Source organism: Streptomyces sp. L2 (genome assembly GCF_004124325.1).
GTDB lineage: Bacteria > Actinomycetota > Actinomycetes > Streptomycetales > Streptomycetaceae > Streptomyces.
This window is the reverse complement of sequence record NZ_QBDT01000001.1, coordinates 1,589,796-1,607,988: the sequence shown is the minus strand read 5'-3', so window position 1 is coordinate 1,607,988 and position 18,193 is coordinate 1,589,796. Positions and strand designations below refer to the sequence as shown.

Here is an 18,193-nt window from a genome sequence, read left to right as displayed (position 1 = left end):
GAGAAGGTGGGGCCATGACCGTCTCCGTCGTCCTGTTCACCTCCGACCTGCGGCTGCACGACCATCCGCCGCTGCGCGCCGCCCTGGCCCGCGCCGACGCGGTCGTCCCGCTGTTCGTCCGGGACCCCGCCGTGGCGGGGGCCGGCTTCGCGGCGCCCAACCGGAGCGCGTTCCTCGCCGACTGCCTCACCGACCTCGACGCCTCGCTGCGCGAACGCGGCGGCCGGCTCGTCGTGCGCACGGGCGACACGGTCGAGGAGGTCTGCCGGGTGGCGGCGGAGGCCGGCGCCGGGGAGGTGCACGTGAGCGCCGGGCACAGCCGCTTCGCCGCCCGCCGCGAGGACCGGCTGCGCCGCGCGCTGGAGGCGGACGGCCGTCGCCTGCACGTGTACGACGCCGTCACCGTGGCCGTGCCCCCGGGCGAGGTGACCCCGGCCGGCTCCGACCACTTCGCGGTCTTCACGCCGTACCACCGCAAGTGGGTGCGGCAGCCGCTGCGAGCGGCCGTCGCCGCACCCCGCCGGGTGCCCGTGCCCGGGGACGTGCCGGGAGAAGAACTGCCCGGCCGCGCCGATGTCACCGGCGTCTCGCCCGCGCTGCCGGCCGGCGGCGAGCGCGAGGGGCGCAAGCGGGTGACCGGGTACTGGCGGCGTGGCCTGGACGCCTACGACGACACGCGCGACGACATGGCCGGCGACACCACCTCCCGGCTCTCCGCGCACCTGCACTTCGGCACCCTGTCCCCGGTGGAGCTGGTGCACCGCGCCAGGAGCCACGGCGGGCCGGGCGCGGCGGCCTTCGAACGGCAGCTCGCCTGGCGGGACTTCCACCGCCAGGTCCTCGCCGCCCGTCCCGCCTCCGCCCACGCCGACTACCGCACCCGGCACGACCACTGGCGCACGGAACGCACCGCCGGGGCCGACATCGAGGCATGGCGGGAGGGCCGTACCGGATACCCGGTGATCGACGCGGCGATGCGGCAGCTGCGCCACGAGGGTTGGATGCACAACCGGGCCCGGCTGCTCACCGCGAGCTTCCTCGCCAAGACCCTCTACGTCGACTGGCGGATCGGCGCCGCGCACTTCCTGCACTGGCTGGTCGACGGGGATGTGGCCAACAACCAGCTCAACTGGCAGTGGGTGGCCGGCACCGGCACCGACACCCGCCCCAACCGGGTCCTCAACCCCGTCACCCAGGGCAAGCGGTACGACCCCGAGGGCCGGTACGTGCGCCGCTGGGTGCCCGAACTCGACGGCGTGGACGGCAGGGCCGTGCACGAACCCTGGAAACTGACCGGTCCGGCGCGGGCCGCCCTGGATTACCCTGAGCCGGTCGTGGACCTGGCGGAGGGGCTGGACCGCTTCCGCCGGGCGCGCGGCCGGGCGGGATGAGCGACCGCGCGCGGTAACGGCCCCCCGGTACGACCGGAGGGGGACCGGCCAAGCCGGGCGACGCGCGGCTACGGATTCCCCACGGCGGCGGACGGTCGGAGCAGCGGGGAGCGGGGCGGATGACGACGCGGACATCGGTCAGCGGGACGGCACTGGTCGTACGGCACGCGCCGGAACGGCCCGGAGCCGCCGTTCTCACCCTGCACGGGGGCAGGCCGCAGGACGACACCGTCTGCCGGCCCTGGCATCTGGCCGCGCTGCGGATGCGGCCCGTGCTGCGCGCGGTGGCCACCGGGCTGCCGTTGCACCACGTCCTGCTGGGCGAGGTCCGCTACCGGCACCGCGGCTGGAACGACGGCGCCGCCGCCGACGACGTCCGGCGCGCCCTGGACGAGCTGGACGCCCGCTACGGTCCGGTGCCCGTCGTCCTGGTGGGGCACTCGATGGGCGGCCGGGCCGCGGTCGCCGTGGCCGGGCACCCGGCCGTGCGCGGGGTGCTGGCCCTCGCCCCCTGGCTGCCGCCCGGCGAACCGGCCGCGCAGCTGGACGGCCGGCGGCTGCTCGTGTTCCACGGCGACGCCGACCGGGTCACCAGCTCCGCCGACGCCGCCCACTTCGTACGGCGGGCCCGCGCGGCCGGGGCCCGCGCCGGGATGGTGCTGATCGGCGGCGGCGACCACGCCATGCTCCGCCGCCTCCCGACCTGGCACGACCTCGCCGCCTCGGCCGTCACCGACCTCCTCCGCGCCCACCCCTCCACCACCGGCCTCCTGCAGACCACCACCGCCCCAGGCGCCCCCGGCCTCCTCCACCGCTGACCCCACGACACCGCGCGCGCCCGGACCGACGGCACCCCTGCCGACCGCCCAGAACCAGCCCGGCGCCGAACGCGCCCGGGTGCGGGCCCGCCGTACCGTGCTATCGCGCGCGCCACCGCTGACCGCAGCGGCCCCGAGCCCCGGCCCGCAGCACCCTGGGCCCGCTGCGTCCCTGAGCCCGCGCCCGCGCGCCCCGCGCGCCCCCGGCGTGCCGCAGCCGCACCGCGCCCCCGTCCCGCCGAGCCCGGCCCCCGATACCCCGTCGCGGGCGTGCGGGTGGGCCTCCGGCACGCCACACTGGGTGCTGTCGAGGCCAGGAGGGGAGGACGAGGTGGGAAGGACACGGGCTTGAGCGCTGAGGAGCGCGGGCCGGTGGCGCCGCTCGGCGGGGTGTCCCACCGGCTGCGGAGTGCCATGGACCGGCGTGTGCTGGGCACCCTGCCCCGGCGGCTGCGCGGCGTGGTGTCCCCGGTCGTCCCCCGGCGGACCGCCCGCGCCCGGCTGGCCTGGCTGAACGAGGCGTCCACCAGCATCGGCACCACGCTGGACCTGCGCCGCACCGCGCAGGAGGTCACCGACTTCTGCGTGCCCTGGCTGGCCGACGCGGCCGCCGTCGACCTGCTGGAGTCGGTGCTGCTCGGCGAGGACGGGGCGCACGGCACCGCCGGCACCGCGCCGGCCATGCGCGCGATGGCCGTGTCGTGCGTCGCCGAGCTGTGCGACCTGGAACCCGATCCGGTGGGCGAGCCCTCCACCTTCGAGCACAACAAGCTGGTCTACAGCGTCTGCGTGAGCGAGCGCAGGGCGGCCGTCGTGAACCGTATGCGGCGGCCGGACTTCGAGCGGGTCGCCCCGACGTCCAGCGCGGCCGAGCAGATGCGCAAGGCCGGCGTGCACAGCTACCTCGCCGTCCCGCTGGTCGCCCGCGGGGTGCTGCTCGGCATCGCCGACTTCCTGCGCTGCGGCGCCAGCCCGCCCTTCGGCCGTGCCGACGTGGAACTCGCCACCCAGCTCGCCTCCAAGGCCGCCGTCTCCGTGGACAACGCCCGCCTCTACGGCCGCGAGCGCGAACACGTCGTGTCGTTGCAGCGCACCCTGCTGCCCCGCGCCATCCCCAGCACCGCCGGCCTGCACGTCACCGGCTGCTACGCCCCGGCCGACGACCCGCACGGCGTCGGCGGCGACTGGTTCGACGTGGTCGCGCTGCCCGGCGGGCGCACCGCGCTCGTGGTCGGCGACGTGATGGGGCACGGGCTGCCCGCCGCCGCGACCATGGGGCGCCTGCGGACCGTGGCCCGTGCGCTGCTCAGCCTCGACATCGCGCCCGAGCGGGTGCTGGCCCGCCTCGACCTGGCCGCCCGCGACCTGGAGGACGACCAGGTCGCCACCTGTCTGTGCGCCGTCTACGACCCGGCGACCGCCACCTACACCCTGGCCAGCGCCGGCCATCCGCCGCCCCTGCTGGTCCCGGAGCCCGGCAGCGCACAGTACGCGCCGGTGCCGGCCGGGGCCCCGCTCGGCGCCGGCGTCATCCCGTACGACGCGGCCTGCCTGACCGTCCCGGCCCGCGGACGGCTCGTCCTCTACAGCGACGGGCTGGTGAAGACCCGCCGCAGCGGAGAGGACATCGACGAGCAGCTGGAGGGGCTGCGGGCCGCCGCCGCCGGGCTCTCCGGCGAGGACCTGGACGGCTGCCGGCTGACCCGGACCGTGCCGAACACCGGCAACCGCTACGACGAGTCCGTGCTGCTGGTCGCCGCGGGCCGGCCCGAGCCGCTCGGCGGCGACATGCGGGTCTGGCGGCTGCCCCCGGACGGCACCGCCGCCGGCACCGCCCGCCGCCTGGTCACCGAACAGCTCCGCCACTGGGAGCTGGAGGAACTGGCGGACGTCAGCGAGCTGGTCGTCAGCGAGCTCATCGGCAACGCGCTGCGGCACGGCGGCGCCCCCGGCGAACTGCGCATGCTGCGGCACGACCGGCTGATGCTGGAGGTCTCCGACCGCGGCCCGGACCTGCCGCAGATCCAGCACGCCACCGAGTCCGACGAGGGCGGCCGGGGCCTGCAGCTGATCAACATGCTGTGCCGGCGCTGGGGTTCGTGCCGCATCCCCGAGGGCAAGGTGGTCTGGGTCGAACAGGACCTCCCGAACGGCCGCGGCGCGACATGAGCAGGCCCGGCGCCCGGGGCGCGACATGAGCCGGCCCGGCGCCCGCGGCGCGACATGAGCCGGCCCGCCGCCCAAGGCGCCCGGCCGCCCTACTTCAGCTGCCCCGCCGCCCAGGCCGCCCACTCCCGGCGCATCTCGTGGAAGCGCAGGCCGTACTCCAGGGCGATGCGGCCGTGGACCGAGAGGTCGTCGTCGTCCCAGTCGATGGAGTCGGCGAGGGCGCGCAGCTCGTCGTACGCCTCGGCGGACTGCCCGGCCAGGTCGGCGAGGTAGGCGCGGCCCTGTTCGGGTTCGAGGACGCCGAGGAAGAACACGCGCAGCAGCACGTCGCTGCGGGTGGTCCGCTGGGGCTTGGTCTCGGTCAGCCAGTGCCGCAGTTCGGTGAGGCCCTCCTCGGTGAGGGCGTACTCCTTGCGGCCGCGCGGGCCCTCGGCGGCGACCGTGATCAGGCCGGTGCCCGCCAGTTTCGTCAGCTCGGTGTAGATCTGGCTCTGGGTCGCCGGCCAGACGTTCGCCAACGAGGTGTCGAAGCGTTTCAGCAGGTCGTAGCCGCTCGCGGGGCGCTCCGAGAGCAGGCCGAGGAGTGCGTGTCTCAGGCTCATGCCCCCACCCTACATTCCACTCTTGACATGTCGCTAGAGGACCTTCTAGTTTTGACATGTCGGGAGAGGAATCCCGCACCGGAATGGGAGAGATCAATGTCGTACCTGCGCACGTTTCTGCCGTGGATCGTCTTCGCCGTGTTCCCCTCGGGCAGCTGGCAGTGGGGCGCCCTGGCCGCGCTGCTCGTCGCCGTCGCGATCATCGCCCAGCAGCGCCGGACCGGAACCGGGTTCGACGCGCTGATCATCGAGTGCGGTTCGGCGGTCTTCTTCGCCGCCCTCACCGTCATCGCCTTCGCCGACCCGCACTCCGGCGTCCACGACTACTCCGCGGCCCTCTCCTCCGGCGTCCTCGCCGTCATCGCCGGTGTCTCGCTCGCCATCGGCAAGCCGTTCACCCTGGGCATCGCCAAGCGCACCACCCCGCGCGAGGTGTGGGGACTGAAGCCGTTCATCCGGACCAACGTGGTCATCACCGCCGTATGGACCCTGGCGTTCGCCGTCACCGCGGTCGTCCTCGCCCTGGTCGCGCACGCCGGGCACCCGCACTCCTCCACCGCCACGATCGTGCAGATCGCCGGCTTCGTCGTCCCGATGGTCTTCACCGTCCGCTACATCGCCTACGTCCAGGCCAAGGCCGGGCAGGTGGCCCGATGACCGCCCCCACCCCCCGCCATCTCGCCGGTAACTACGCCCCGGTCACCGAGGAACTCACCGCCCACGACCTGCCGGTGACCGGCACGCTCCCGCCCGAGCTGAACGGCTGGTACGTGCGCAACGGCCCCAACCCGGCCGACGCCGCCTCCGGACACTGGTTCTTCGGCGACGGGATGGTCCACGGCTTAAGGATCGAGGACGGCCGCGCGGCCTCGTACCGCAACCGGTGGGTGCGCACCAGCACCCTCACCGACGGGGCGCGGATGTACGACGACCAGGGGCGGCGCGACCTCACCGCGGGCCCGGCCAACACCCACGTCGTCCGGCACGCCGGCCACACCCTCGCCCTCGTCGAGACGGCCCTGCCCTACGAACTGACCCCCGAGCTGGACACGAAGGGCGTCTACGACTTCGGCGGCCGGCTGCACACCGCCATGACCGCCCACCCCAAGACCTGCCCGGCCACCGGCGAACTGCACTTCTTCGGCTACGGCGTCCTGGAGCCCACGCACCTCACCTACCACCGCGCCGACGCGAACGGCGAGTTGGCGGTCAGCCGGCCCATCGAGGTGCCCGGCGCGACCATGCTGCACGACTTCTGCCTCACCGCCGAGCACATCGTCTTCCTCGACCTGCCCGTCGTCTTCGACCTCGACCTCGCGATGGCCGGCGGCACCATGCCCTACTGCTGGGACGACGGCTACGGCGCCCGGCTGGGCGTGCTGCGCCGCGACGACCCCTACGGCGAGGTCCGCTGGTTCCCCGTCGACCCCTGCTACGTCTTCCACTCGCTGAACGCCTACGACGCCCCCGACGGCGGCATCGTGCTCCACGTCATGCGGTACGACGAGATCTGGCGGCGCACCGAACAGGGCCTCACGCCCCCCAAGGACGCCGTGCTGTGGAAGTGGACCGTCGACCCGGCGCGCGGCACCGTCCGCGAGGAGCAGGTCGACGACCGGCCCGGCGAGTTCCCCCGCGTCGACGACCGGCTCACCGGCCTCGCCGCCGCCCACGGCCACATCACCTGCGACAGCACCCTCGTCCGCTACGACCTGGCCACCGGCGCGGCCACCACCCACGACTTCGGGCCCGACCGCACCCCCGGCGAGGCCGCCTTCGCCCCCGCCGACGCCACACCCGGCGGCCCCGGCTACCTGATGACGTACGTGTACGACGCCGCCACCGACCGCAGTGACCTCGTCGTGCTGGACGCCGGCGACCTCGCCGCCGGCCCTGTCGCCACGGTGCACCTGCCGGCCCGCGTGCCGTTCGGCTTCCACGGCAACTGGCTGCCGGACTGAGGCCCGGCCCGGCCCCCGCCCGGCACAACCGCCGAGCCCCGCATGTCCGGATGGTGCGTGCAAGCGCCCCTTTAGGCGGCCGTCGCAAGATCCAGGGCGACATGGGTTACGCGACCATGCGGGACCATGCGGGACATGCGAGGGGGATGCAGTTGTCACGCTTCGCCACTTTCACCGACCTCGTCCGGACCCGGTGCGCCGAGTTCGCGGGCGATGACGTACACATCCAACTCCGCGACACCGCGGCCGGACCGGCCGCCGAGCGGCTGACCTACGGGGAACTGGACCGCGCCGGGCGCCGGATCGCCCGCGCGCTGCGCGCGCACGGCATGACCGGCCGGCCCGTGCTGCTGATGTACCCGGGGAGCCTTGAGTTCCTCAAGGCGTTCACCGGCTGCCTGTACAGCGGTGCCGTGGCCGTGCCCGCGCCGCTGCCCGAGGGCAACACCAAGGGACGCCTCGGGCGCAGCTCGGCGATGCTGCGGGACTGCGGTGCGCGGGTCGTGCTCACCGACCGGGCCAGCGCGCCGGACGTCGCCCTGTGGCTGGCGACCGAGGGCTGCGCCGACGACGTGGTGTGCGTCGCGAGCGACGCCCTGCCCGACGCCGACGAGGCCTGGGAGCCGCCCGCCACCGGCCCGGACGACCTGGCGTTCCTGCAGTACACCTCCGGCTCGGTGTCCGAGCCGCGCGGCGTGATGGTCACCCACCGCAACCTGCTCGCCAACCAGGCCGCCCTGCAACGGGTGCTGGACACCACGCCTGCCGACCGGTTCGGCGGCTGGCTGCCGCTCTACCACGACATGGGGCTCATCGCGCACCTGCTGCACCCGCTCTGGTTGGGCAGCGCCTCGGTGATGATGTCGCCGACCGCGTTCATCAAGCGCCCCGTGCGCTGGCTGCAGGCCATCGACGAGTACGGCGTCACCATCGGCGGCGGCCCCAACTTCTGCTACGACCTCGCCCTGCGCCGGGTCACGGACGCGGCGCTCGCGCGGCTGGACCTGTCCCGCTGGCGCCTCGCCCTCAACGGGGCCGAGCCGGTGCGCGCCGACACCCTCGACGCGTTCGCCCGCCGCTTCGCCGCCGCCGGCCTCGCCGCCGAGGCGATGTACCCGTGCTACGGGCTCGCCGAGGCCACCCTCGTCGTCTCCGGCGGCGTGCGCGGAGAGGCCTTCCGGCGCCGGGACGCGGACGCGGCCGCCCTCGCCCGGGACGTCGTCGCCCCCGCCGAAGCGGGCCGCGAGTCCCGCACCCTGGTCTCCAGCGGCCGCGTCACCGACTTCGACGTCCGCATCGTCGACCCCGTCGGCTACCGTGAACTGCCCGAGGGCGCCGTGGGGGAGATCTGGCTGCGCGGGGACAGTGTCGCCGCCGGGTACTACGGCAAGCCCGAGGAGACCGAGGCCACCTTCCAGGGCGTGCTGGACACCGGCGAGGACGGCTTCCTGCGCACCGGCGACCTCGGCGTCCTCGACGACGGGCAGCTGTACGTCACCGGGCGGCTGAAGGAAGTCGTCATCCTCAACGGGCGGAACGTCTACCCGCAGGACGTCGAGTACGCCGTGAAGGCCCTGCACCCCGCGCTCGCGGCGGGCAGCGGCGCCGCGTTCTCCGTCGAGGCCGGCCGCGAACAGCTCGTCCTCGTCCAGGAGGTGCGGGGCGAGCAGCTCGACGGACCCCGGCTGCGCGAACTCGCCCAGCGCATCCAGGAGCTGATCGGCAAGGAGTTCCACGTGCCCGCCGGGAACGTGCTCCTCGTCCGCCCCGGCACCGTCCGCCGCACCACCAGCGGAAAGGTCCAGCGCACCCTCATGCGGCGCGAGTTCCTCGCCGGCGAGGTGCACGGCGAGTACGAGGTGTTCGACCCGGCCGTCCGCGCGCTCGCCCGCGCCGGGGACGTCCTGCTCGGGGAGGGGCTGCTGCAGTCCACCGCCGGCGGTGGCGCATGGTGACCCTGACCGCCGCGCCCGTGCGCGAGGCCGAGGCGCAGCGCCGGGTGGCCGCCGTGGAGGACCTCCTCGGCGACCCCGGCGACCCGGCCAACCCGTGCGGCTACGCGGCCCTGCTGGACGCCGACCGGGACGCCGTGCGCAGCGTCCCCGGCGAGGACGCCCTCGACCGGGCCGGCATGCACCGCGAGTACGTGCCCGTCGAACTCGGCGGCCGGCTCACCTCCATGGACACCCTGGTCCGCGTCATGCGCCCGGTCTTCCGGCGGGACGTGGGCCTCGGCATGGGGTACGGCGCGATGTCCTTCATGGCCGCCGCCGACGTGTGGATGGCCGGCACCGAGGACCAGCAGACCGCCCTCGCCCGGCAGTTGCTGCGCGGCTCCCGCGCGGCCATCGCCCAGCTGGAGACCGCCCACAGCAACGACTACGTCCGCAGCCAGGTCTCCGCCCGGCCCGCGCCCGGCGGCGGGCTGCTGCTCAGCGGCCGCAAGCCCGTCATCAACAACCTCGACCGCGCGGACGCCCTGGTGCTGTTCGCCCGCACCGACCCCGCCCCCGGCCGGCGCAGCCACACCGCCGTCCTCCTGGACCCCACCCGGTTCCCGGAGGGCCGGGCCGAACTCCTGCGCCGGCACACCTCGCTGGGGCTGCGCGGCTGCGTCTTCGGCGGGGTCGACTTCGACGACTGCCCCGTCCCCGCCGACGCCCTGCTCGGGCCCGTCGGCGACGGCGTGCCGATCGCACAGCGCTCCTTCCAGATCACCCGCACCGTCATCTCCTCGATGGTGCTCGCCGCCGTCGACACCAGCCTGCGCACCGCCGTCGCCTTCGACCACGAACACCGCGGCGGCGGCTGGTCCACCGGCGGCTCCGACTCCCAGCGCACCGCCGCCACCATCACCGGCGCCTTCGTCAACCTGCTGCTCTACGACGCCCTCGCCACCGTCGCCACCCGGGCCATCCACGTCCTGCCGGAGCAGACCAGCGTCTACTCGGCCGCCGTGAAGTACCTGCTGCCGCGCATGCTGACCGAGACCATGTACGACCTGTCGATCGTCCTCGGCGCCGGCCTCTACACCCGCGAGGGCACCCTCGGCATCTTCCAGAAGCACCTGCGGGACGTGCCCATGGTCACCCTCGGGCACGCCGGGACCGTCGCCTGCCAGGGCACGATCATCCCCCAGCTGCCGCGCCTGGCCCGCCGCTCCTGGTTCGTCGAGGACGAGGCGCCCGCCGCACTGTTCCGGCCGCGCGACCCGCTGCCCCCGTTCGACCCGGACCGGCTGGCGCTCGCCTGCGGGCGGGACAGCCTCAGCGCCACCCTGCTCGCGGTGGCCGCCGAGACACCGGGGACCGGCGCCGTCGAACGGGCCCTGCGCGACCTGGCGCTGACCCTGGTCGACGAGTTCCGCGACCTGCGCGCCCGCGTCCTCGCCCTCGGCCCCGAACCCGGCGCCGCCCCGTTCCCGCTCATGGACCGCTACGCCCATCTGCTCGCCGCCGCCGCGGTGCTCGGCGTGTGGCGGCACAACCAGGACGGCTCCGATCCGTTCCTCGCCGACCCGGCCTGGGCGGCGGCCGCCCTGCACCGCCTGGCCCGCCGCCTCGGCGCCCCGGCGCCCGACCTGCCGGCCGAGTGCGAGCTGCGGGTCCGCCACGAAGTGCAGCTGCGCTTCAGCGACCGCCGCTCCTACGACCTCTACGACACCCCGCTGCCGGGATGAGCGCGCCCCAAGAAGGCATCCCGGACCGGCGAATCCCAGCGAAAGGCGTTCGGCCATGAACGTACCGACCCACCCGCAGTCCCTCTACACCCCCGACTCCGCCGTGCCGCGCGGCTGGCTCCTCGACCGGGTCGCGCTCTACCTGGGCCGGGACGCGGAGACCATCGACCCGACCGTGCCGCTGGCCGAGTACGGCATGGACTCGGTGTGCGCGCTGAGCCTGTGCGGCGACCTGGAGGACGAGTTCGGCCTGATGGTCGAGCCGACCCTGCTGTGGGACCACCCCACCGTGCAGGCCCTTCTCGCGTTCCTCGCCGTCCAGGCCCCCGCGCCCGGCGCGAACGGGGAGCGGTGATGACGGACGGGCCGGACCGGCGGAGAGCGGCGATGACGGACGGGCCCGCTTACGGCGACGGCGTCGCGATCGTCGGGATCGACTGCGCCTTCCCGCTCGCGCGGGACACCGACGCCTACTGGGAACTGCTGCTGCGCGGCGGCGACGCGATCGGTGAGGTGCCCCCGGAGCGCTGGGACCCGGCCGCGTTCCCGGCCGCCGACGGCGCCGCCCGCGCCGGGCTCGACCGCGGCGGATTCCTGGACGGCGCCGACGTGTTCGACAACGAGTTCTTCTCCGTGCCGCCCCGCGAGGCCGCCGCCATGGACCCCCAGCAGCGGCTGCTGCTGCACTGCGCCTGGCGGGCCGTGGAGGACTCCGGCGTGGCCCCCGGCGCGCTGGCGGGCAGCGGCACCGGCGTCTACGTCGGCGTCATGGGCGGCGAGTGGGGCCGGCTGCACCTCGGCGACTACGACAGGGTCACCCCCCAGCTCGGCGCCGGCAGCAGCGCCGGCATGACCGCCAACCGGATCTCCTACCAACTGGGCTTCACCGGGCCCAGCATGGCCGTCGACACCGCCTGCTCCTCCTCGCTGGTCGCCGTGCACCTCGGCGTCGGCGCACTGCTGTCGGGGGAGTGCGACACCGTCCTCGCGGGCGGGGTCAACCTCGTGATGTCACCCGCGCTCGGGCTGGTCTACCACCAGCTGGGGCTGGCCGCGGCCGACGGGCGCTGCAAGCCGTTCAGCCTGCACGCCGACGGCATCGGGCGCAGCGAGGGCGTCGGCCTGGTCGTGCTGCGCCGGCTCGCCGACGCCGTCGCCGACGGGCAGCGGGTCTACGCCGTGATCCGGGGCACCGCCGTCAACCAGGACGGCCGCAGCAACGGCATCACCGCGCCCAACCGCTGGTCGCAGGAGCAGGTCGTGGCCACCGCCTGCAAACGCGCCCGGGTGGAGCCGCGCGAGGTGGCGTTCGTCGAGGCGCACGGCACCGGCACCGCGCTCGGCGACACCATCGAATGCGCCGCGCTGGGCAGTCTGCACGCGGAGGGCCGCGACGAACCCCTGGCGATCGGCTCGGTCAAGGGCAACCTCGGGCACACCGAGGGCGCGGCCGGGATCGCCGGGCTGATCAAGGTCGCCCTCGCGCTGCACCACCGGATCGTGCCCGCCAGCCGCTTCGCCGACCGCGAGAACCCGCAGCTCCGGCTCTCCCAGCGGGGCCTCAGGCTGCTGAAGTCGCCGCTCAGGCTGCCGCCGGCCCCGGTCGTGGCCGGGCTGTCCAGCTTCGGGATGGGCGGCACCAACGCGCACGCCGTCCTCGGCTCCGCGCCCCGGCCGGCCCCGCGCACGACGGCCCGCCGGGCCCGGCCCGGCGCCGGCGTGTTCACGCTCACCGCCGACACCCCGGCCGCCCTGATCCGCAACCTCACCGAGCAGGCGGACGCCGTCGCCCGCCGCCCGCGCACCTCCGCCGCCGCGCTGTGCCGGCAGAGCAACCGGGTCAAGACCGGTCTGCCGTACCGTTTCTCCACAGCCGCCCGGGACACCGAGGAGCTGGCGGCGGCGCTGCGCGAGGCGGCCCGGGGCGGGCTGCCCGAACAGGTCGCGCACCGCCCCTGGAGTCTGCCCACGGTGGCCTTCCTGTTCTCCGGGCAGGGCGCCCAGTATCCCGGCATGACCGCCGCGCTCCACCAGGACTCCCACACCTACCGGCAGGCTCTCGACGCGGCCGACGCGGCCCTGCGGCCGTACACCGACACCTCGGTGCGCGACCGGCTCCTGTCCGCCGGCTCCGGCGACGACGACGCCGTGGCCGGGGAGCTCACCCAGCCCGCCCTGTTCGCCGTCGAGTACGCCCTCGCCGCCACCCTGACCGCGCTCGGCATCCGGCCGGCCGCCGTCCTCGGGCACAGCGTCGGCGAGTTCGCGGCGGCCGTCACCGCCGGCGTGCTCACCCTGGACGAGGCCGCGCACCTGGTCGCCACCCGCGGCCGGCTCATGCACGCCCTGCCCGCCGGTGGCGCCATGCTCTCCGTACAGGCCGGCCCCGACGCCGTACGGCAGCTGCTCGCCGAGGAACCCGACGCGCACCTCGCCGCCCTCAACGGACCCCGCGACACCGTGCTGTCCGGCACCGCCGAGGCCCTCGCCCGGATCGCCGAGACCCTGCGCGAGGCCCAGATACGCGTCCGCGACCTCCAGGCGCCGCTCGCCTTCCACTCCCCGATGGTCCGCCCGGCCCTGGACCGGCTCCGCTCGGCCGCCGCCGGCACCGAGCCGAAGCCGCCCGAGATCCCCGTCTTCTCCACCCGCTACGGCCGGCTCCTCGACCCGGCCGAGCGCATGGACGCCGCGTACTGGGCCGACCAGGCCGAGTCCCCGGTGCTGTTCGCGGACGCGCTCGCCGACCTGGAGACCGTCTGCGCGCCCACCCATCTGATCGAGATCGGCCCGCGCCCGCAGCTGCTGCCGCTGGCCGGCCGCGCCGGACTCGGGCCGGGCGTGGAGTTCCTGCACCCGGCCCCGGGCCCGGAGGCCGGCGCCACCGACCTCGCCGAGCTGGTCGCCCGGCTGTACCGCGCCGGACTCGACCCCGACTGGGAGCGGCTGTACGACCCCGACAGCACCGCCGGCTCCCCCGAGAAACTGCGCGGCTACTCCTTCTCCACCGCCCACCGCTACTGGACGGCGCCGGCCCGGCCCGACGCCGAGCCGGCCGAGCGGCCCCGGCCCACCGCCACCCAGCCCCGGCCGGCGTCCGCCGCGCCCCGGGCGAGCGACCCGGTGTCCAGGGACCGCGATCCGGTGCTGGCCGCCGTCGTCGACGCCGTCGCGGAGGTGGGGTCGTACCCGCTGGAACAGGTCGTGGCCACCGCCCGCTTCTACGAGGACCTCGGCTTCGACTCCGTGATGATCATGCAGCTGAAGGACCGCATCGAGGCCCGGCTGCCGCACCTCGGCGAGGTCTCCGTGCAGCAACTGCTGCCCGCCCTGAGGTCGGTGGGCACCCTCGCCCAGTTCCTCGGCGGGCATCTCACCGAGGGGGTCGGGGCATGAGCGGCAGGGCCCGGGCCGCGGGAACACGCGTGCTGCTGTGCGGTGCGCGCGCACCCCAGGCCGTATCGTTCGGCTTTCAACTGGAAGGAGCCCGCGCGTGAGCGCCACCGCCTATCTCGCGGCGACCGGCAGCGCGCTGCCCGGCCCGCCCGTCGACAACGCGACCCTGGGAAGGGTGCTCGGGGTCAGCGAGGAGTGGGTCGACATCTTCGTGGGCACCCGCACCCGGCACTTCGGCTGGGACCTGCACACCGGCGAGGTCCGGCACACCCTCGCCGACCTGTGCGCGCAGGCCGGCGGTGCCGCCATCGAGGCCGCCGGGCTGGACCCGGTCGACATCGAGTTCGTGCTCCTCGCCACCGCCACCCCGGACACCCTGCTGCCCACCACCGCCAGCGAGGTCGCGGACCGGCTGGGCCTGATGTACCTGCCCGCGTTCCAGATCCAGTCCGGCTGCTCGGGCGCCGTCCAGGCACTCGACCTGGGCCGCACCCTGATCGGCGGCGGCGCCCGCGCCGGGCTGGTCATCGGCGGCGACGTCACCCACCGCCACCTCGACGCCCGGCGGGACGTGGCCCGCATGCCCACCGAGGAACTGGTCAACTACGTGCTGTTCGGCGACGGAGCCGGCGCGGCCGTCCTCACCGCCGAACCGGTCGCCGAACGCGTCCAGATCAAGGGCCTGCTCAACCGGTTCACAGGTCTCGGCCGACCGGCCGGGCAGACCGTGGACTGGTACGGCATCAGCGACCGGAACAGCGAACGCCCCATGGTCGTCGAGGACTACAAGGCCATCGAGGAGTCCGTGCCCACCATGGCCCGCGAGATCCTCTGGGAACTCCTCGACCAGCTCGAATGGACCCCGGACGACCTGGACTTCCTGCTGCCGCCGCAGCTGTCGGGACGGATGACCGAACGCATCACCGAGCACCTCGACGTACCCGGCGCCAAGGAGGTGTCCTGCGTCGCCGAGACCGGGAACACCGGTAACGCCCTGGTCCTGCAACAGCTCACCCGGCTGCTGCCCGACCTGCCCACCGGCGGCCGCGCACTGGCCATCGCGGTGGAGTCCAGCAAGTGGATCAAGTCCGGGCTCGGCCTGGAGAAGGTGTAGACGATGGCGGTACTGGAGCGCGCGGCCACGCGCGGCGAGCCCCTGCGCCGGCTGCGGGACCTGGCCGCCGAGGGCCGGCTGGAGGAGGCGTACGACGAGGTCGTCCCCCTCCTCGCCGAGCTGGCCGACGACCCCGGGGCGCGGCCGGGCTGGGCCCGGCGCGCCGGGCGGCTGCTCGGCCGCGCCGACCGGGACGCCGTCCTCGCCCGCCATCCCGGCGTCACCCCGGTGACCGTGGCGGTCACCGGGCAGTCGACGGTCGCCGACGTCGTCGAGCCGCTCACCGGCGAACTCGCCCGGCACGGGCTGCTGTTGCACGCCGTCGTCGGTGACCACGGCGGCTGGCTGCGCGACCTCACCGACCCCGAGGACCCCGACGGGTCCTTCCGGGGCGTGGCCGCGGACCTCACGCTCTGCCTGCTGGACGACACCACCGTCTTCGCCGAGGTGCCCGCCGTCTGGGGCCCCGACGACGTGGAACGGGCCGCCGCCCAGGTCGCGGCGCGCATCGAGGCCGTCGTACGGCAGCGCGCGGCGGCCGGCGCCCCCACCCTGGTGCTCACCACCCTGCCGCTGCCCCGCGAGCGCACCCACCAGCTCGTCGACCACCGCTCCCGGGCCCGGCTGGGCGCGGTCTGGCGGGAGTTCAACGCCCGGCTGCTGCGGCTCGGAGCCGGCACGGCGGGCCTGGTGGTGATCGACCTCGACCCGCTGATCGCGGCCGGCGGACCGGTCGCCGACACCCGCCTCGCCCAGTACGCCGGAGCCCGCCTCGGCACCGAGCTGCTCGACGCCTGCGCCCGCGAAACCGCCCACCTGGTGCGGGCGTTGACCGGACGCGGCCGCAAGTGCCTGGTGCTGGACCTGGACCACACCCTGTGGGACGGCGTGCTCGGCGACGACGGGCCCGACGGGATCGCCGCCGCCGGCACCCTGCGCGGTGAGGCCTTCGGCGCCTTCCAGCGCGCCGTGCGTCAACTGGCCGCCCAGGGCGTGCTGCTCGCCGTCAGCAGCAAGAACGACCGGGACACCGTACGGGCGGTCCTGCGCGCCCACCCGGATCTGCTGCTCCGCGAGGGCGACTTCGCGTCCGTGCACGCCGACTGGGAACCCAAGAGCGGACACCTGGCCGCCGTCGCCGACGCGCTCGGCATCGGCGCCGACGCGCTCGTGTTCGCCGACGACTCGCCCGCCGAGCGCGCCGAGGTGCGCCACTCGGGGCTCGGCGCCGCCGTCGTGCCCCTGGACGACGAACCCGCCCTGCACGTCGAACGGCTCCTCGCCGACGGCTGGTTCGACACGCTCGCCGTCACCGACGAGGACCGGGCCCGCACCGCCCACTACCGCGCGGCCGGCGCCCGCGCCGCCCTGCGCGCCGGGGCCGGCTCGCACGAGGACTTCCTGCGCGGCCTCGGCGTCACCCTCGACCTGTCCGCGCCCGAACCGCACGAACACGAACGGCTCGCGCAACTCACCCAGCGCACCAACCAGTTCAACCTGACCGGCCTGCGCCTCACCCCCGCCGACGCGGCCCGTCTGACCGCCGACCCCGGCCGGCTGCTGCTGGCCGCGCGCACCGCCGACCGGTTCGGCGGGAACGGCCTGACCGGCGCCCTCCTCGCCACCCTGGACGGGAACACCCTGCGCCTGGACAACGCCTGGCTCAGCTGCCGCGTCCTTACCCGGGGCATCGAACACGCCCTGCTGGCAACCCTGCTGGCACACGCCCGGCACACCGGGCGGCACGCGGTCCGCGCCGCGTTCCGGCCCACCGCGAAGAACGCGCGGGCCCGCGAGCTGTACCCGTCGCTCGGCTTCGCACCCGAGGGCGAGCACGACGGGACGCTGCTGTTCCGGCACGACCTGCGGAGGCTGCCCGCCCCGCCGGAGCACGTGCGGATCACCGGGCCGCTGACCGGCGGCCTCGACAGGAGGAAGCACTCATGAGCGCGGTCGACACCCTCGACGGGTTCCTGGCGGCCATCGGCGACGAACTGGGCCTGGACGCGACCTCGGACGAGGCCCACCGCAGCCTGACGGACCTGCCCCGGTGGGACTCGCTGCACCTGCTCCGGCTGGTCGCGCTGATGGAGGACGAGACCGGCCGGCGGCTGCCCCTGGCCGAGATACTCCAGGCCCGCACGCTCGCCCAGATCCACGCCGTCGTCGTACGGCAGGCACAGCCACAGCACACCGCGGAGGCACAGGCATGACGGTCCCCGGCAACTCCACGCTCGGGCCGCCGCTCGGCGCACCCGTCGAGGTGGGCGTCGACGACGCCGCGTGGGACCGGGTCAGGGAGGACCTCACCGGCTGCGGGACCGCGCTCCTGTACGCCCACCGGCCGGTCCTGCAGCCCCAGTTGCCCTCCGGCGACGGGCTGCGCCGGCTCCTCGGCCGGGACTGGTCGCGCTACCTCGGCCTCGCCCACGCCGACGTCCGCGACCGCTACGCCGCCTCCCGGGTGCTGCTGAAGTCCGCCGCCGCCGCCGTGCTGCGCGGCGACCCCGAGGCCCTGGAGCTGGCCTACGGGCCGACCGGACGGCCGTACCTGCGCGGCTGCGACCAGGTCGACATCAGCCTCAGCCACACCGACGACCTGCTCTTCGTGGGCCTGACCACCCGCGGCCTGATCGGCGTCGACGCCGAGCGCGCCGACCGGCAGATGTACGGCGGCGGACTCGGCCGGCACGTGTGCACCCCGTACGAGATGGTGACCCTCGCCGCCCTCCCGGAGGAGCAGCGCAACCCGTCCCTGGTCCGGCTGTGGACGCTGAAGGAGGCCTACAGCAAGGCCATCGGGCAGGGCATGCAGTTCCGGTTCACCGAGTTCGGCTTCGGCCCCGACGGCAAGCCGGTCCGGGTGCAGCGCCCCGACGGCAGCGCGGGCACCGGGGACGAATGGGCCTTCAGGACCTTCCCGCTGGCCAGCGGGTACTGCGTGAGCGCGGCCGTCTACGACGCCGGGTTCGGGACGCCGGGCGGCACCGACATCACCACCATGCTCGACGCGGACTGCGTGGATTCCATCGAGGAGGCGCTGGGGGAGGAGTGAGCGGCATG

14 protein-coding genes are annotated in these 18,193 nt (G+C 75.0%); 13 read left to right on the top strand and 1 reads right to left on the bottom strand.

Going from position 1 to position 18,193, the window contains the following annotated elements; all coding sequences use genetic code 11:
* The first annotated feature begins 14 nt into the window (after positions 1-14).
* From DBP14_RS06600 to DBP14_RS06590, 3 genes are all read left to right on the top strand, one after another.
* Positions 15-1,391 carry a deoxyribodipyrimidine photo-lyase gene (locus DBP14_RS06600; RefSeq protein ID WP_129306096.1) on the top strand — a complete coding sequence of 459 codons (1,377 nt, stop codon included), beginning with the start codon at positions 15-17 and terminating at the stop codon, positions 1,389-1,391.
* A gap of 119 nt (positions 1,392-1,510) precedes the next feature.
* Complete coding sequence (locus DBP14_RS06595; RefSeq protein ID WP_129306095.1) at positions 1,511-2,209, top strand: alpha/beta fold hydrolase; 699 nt, start codon at positions 1,511-1,513, stop codon at positions 2,207-2,209.
* Between the two features lie 414 nt (positions 2,210-2,623).
* Positions 2,624-4,378, top strand: coding sequence for a SpoIIE family protein phosphatase (locus DBP14_RS06590; protein ID WP_129311723.1), 1,755 nt, complete (start codon positions 2,624-2,626; stop codon positions 4,376-4,378).
* A gap of 89 nt (positions 4,379-4,467) precedes the next feature.
* On the opposite strand, the gene DBP14_RS06585 is transcribed toward DBP14_RS06590, so the two are convergent.
* Entirely contained in the window at positions 4,468-4,980 is a 513-nt protein-coding gene (locus DBP14_RS06585) for a PadR family transcriptional regulator (RefSeq protein ID WP_129306094.1), read from the bottom strand.
* A gap of 96 nt (positions 4,981-5,076) precedes the next feature.
* Here DBP14_RS06585 and DBP14_RS06580 point away from each other — a divergent pair, with 96 nt between their 5' ends.
* The 10 genes from DBP14_RS06580 (at position 5,077) to DBP14_RS06535 (ending at position 18,185) form a co-directional block, all read left to right on the top strand.
* Positions 5,077-5,637 carry a hypothetical protein gene (locus DBP14_RS06580; RefSeq protein WP_129306093.1) on the top strand — a complete coding sequence of 187 codons (561 nt, stop codon included), beginning with the start codon at positions 5,077-5,079 and terminating at the stop codon, positions 5,635-5,637.
* Positions 5,634-6,941 (top strand): carotenoid oxygenase family protein, encoded by a 1,308-nt coding sequence (locus tag DBP14_RS06575; RefSeq protein ID WP_129306092.1) that lies wholly within the window; start codon positions 5,634-5,636, stop codon positions 6,939-6,941. Before DBP14_RS06580 ends, DBP14_RS06575 begins: the two co-directional genes overlap by 4 nt.
* Before the next feature lie 146 nt (positions 6,942-7,087).
* On the top strand, positions 7,088-8,896 hold the full coding sequence (locus tag DBP14_RS06570) for a fatty acyl-AMP ligase (RefSeq protein WP_129306091.1): 1,809 nt from the start codon (positions 7,088-7,090) through the stop codon (positions 8,894-8,896).
* Entirely contained in the window at positions 8,890-10,620 is a 1,731-nt protein-coding gene (locus tag DBP14_RS06565) for an acyl-CoA dehydrogenase family protein (RefSeq protein WP_129306090.1), read from the top strand. Before DBP14_RS06570 ends, DBP14_RS06565 begins: the two co-directional genes overlap by 7 nt.
* Before the next feature lie 55 nt (positions 10,621-10,675).
* Complete coding sequence (locus DBP14_RS06560) at positions 10,676-10,975, top strand: acyl carrier protein (RefSeq protein WP_129306089.1); 300 nt, start codon at positions 10,676-10,678, stop codon at positions 10,973-10,975.
* Entirely contained in the window at positions 10,975-14,016 is a 3,042-nt protein-coding gene (locus DBP14_RS06555; protein WP_241740832.1) for a type I polyketide synthase, read from the top strand. Before DBP14_RS06560 ends, DBP14_RS06555 begins: the two co-directional genes overlap by 1 nt.
* Positions 14,017-14,113: 97 nt before the next feature.
* Positions 14,114-15,130 carry a 3-oxoacyl-ACP synthase III family protein gene (locus DBP14_RS06550; protein WP_206739216.1) on the top strand — a complete coding sequence of 339 codons (1,017 nt, stop codon included), beginning with the start codon at positions 14,114-14,116 and terminating at the stop codon, positions 15,128-15,130.
* Between the two features lie 3 nt (positions 15,131-15,133).
* Entirely contained in the window at positions 15,134-17,077 is a 1,944-nt protein-coding gene (locus DBP14_RS06545) for an HAD-IIIC family phosphatase (RefSeq protein ID WP_129306088.1), read from the top strand.
* Positions 17,074-17,343: an acyl carrier protein gene (locus DBP14_RS06540; RefSeq protein ID WP_129306087.1), complete on the top strand. Its 270-nt coding sequence runs from the start codon at positions 17,074-17,076 to the stop codon at positions 17,341-17,343. The genes DBP14_RS06545 and DBP14_RS06540 overlap by 4 nt, the downstream gene beginning before the upstream one ends.
* Positions 17,340-18,185: a 4'-phosphopantetheinyl transferase superfamily protein gene (locus tag DBP14_RS06535; protein ID WP_129306086.1), complete on the top strand. Its 846-nt coding sequence runs from the start codon at positions 17,340-17,342 to the stop codon at positions 18,183-18,185. Before DBP14_RS06540 ends, DBP14_RS06535 begins: the two co-directional genes overlap by 4 nt.
* Positions 18,186-18,193: the final 8 nt, after the last annotated feature.

Excerpts from the sequence above, each read along its gene's own strand:
- DBP14_RS06540 (WP_129306087.1), top strand. The coding sequence starts at position 17,074 with ATGAGCGCGGTCGACACCCTCGACGGGTTCCTGGCGGCCATCGGCGAC.
- DBP14_RS06600 (WP_129306096.1), top strand. The coding sequence starts at position 15 with ATGACCGTCTCCGTCGTCCTGTTCACCTCCGACCTGCGGCTGCACGAC.
- DBP14_RS06585 (WP_129306094.1), bottom strand. The coding sequence starts at position 4,980 with ATGAGCCTGAGACACGCACTCCTCGGCCTGCTCTCGGAGCGCCCCGCG.
- DBP14_RS06555 (WP_241740832.1), top strand. The coding sequence starts at position 10,975 with ATGACGGACGGGCCGGACCGGCGGAGAGCGGCGATGACGGACGGGCCC.
- DBP14_RS06580 (WP_129306093.1), top strand. The coding sequence starts at position 5,077 with ATGTCGTACCTGCGCACGTTTCTGCCGTGGATCGTCTTCGCCGTGTTC.
- DBP14_RS06570 (WP_129306091.1), top strand. The coding sequence starts at position 7,088 with ATGCAGTTGTCACGCTTCGCCACTTTCACCGACCTCGTCCGGACCCGG.
- DBP14_RS06565 (WP_129306090.1), top strand. The coding sequence starts at position 8,890 with ATGGTGACCCTGACCGCCGCGCCCGTGCGCGAGGCCGAGGCGCAGCGC.
- DBP14_RS06575 (WP_129306092.1), top strand. The coding sequence starts at position 5,634 with ATGACCGCCCCCACCCCCCGCCATCTCGCCGGTAACTACGCCCCGGTC.
- DBP14_RS06545 (WP_129306088.1), top strand. The coding sequence starts at position 15,134 with ATGGCGGTACTGGAGCGCGCGGCCACGCGCGGCGAGCCCCTGCGCCGG.
- DBP14_RS06560 (WP_129306089.1), top strand. The coding sequence starts at position 10,676 with ATGAACGTACCGACCCACCCGCAGTCCCTCTACACCCCCGACTCCGCC.
- DBP14_RS06595 (WP_129306095.1), top strand. The coding sequence starts at position 1,511 with ATGACGACGCGGACATCGGTCAGCGGGACGGCACTGGTCGTACGGCAC.
- DBP14_RS06535 (WP_129306086.1), top strand. The coding sequence starts at position 17,340 with ATGACGGTCCCCGGCAACTCCACGCTCGGGCCGCCGCTCGGCGCACCC.
- DBP14_RS06590 (WP_129311723.1), top strand. The coding sequence starts at position 2,624 with ATGGACCGGCGTGTGCTGGGCACCCTGCCCCGGCGGCTGCGCGGCGTG.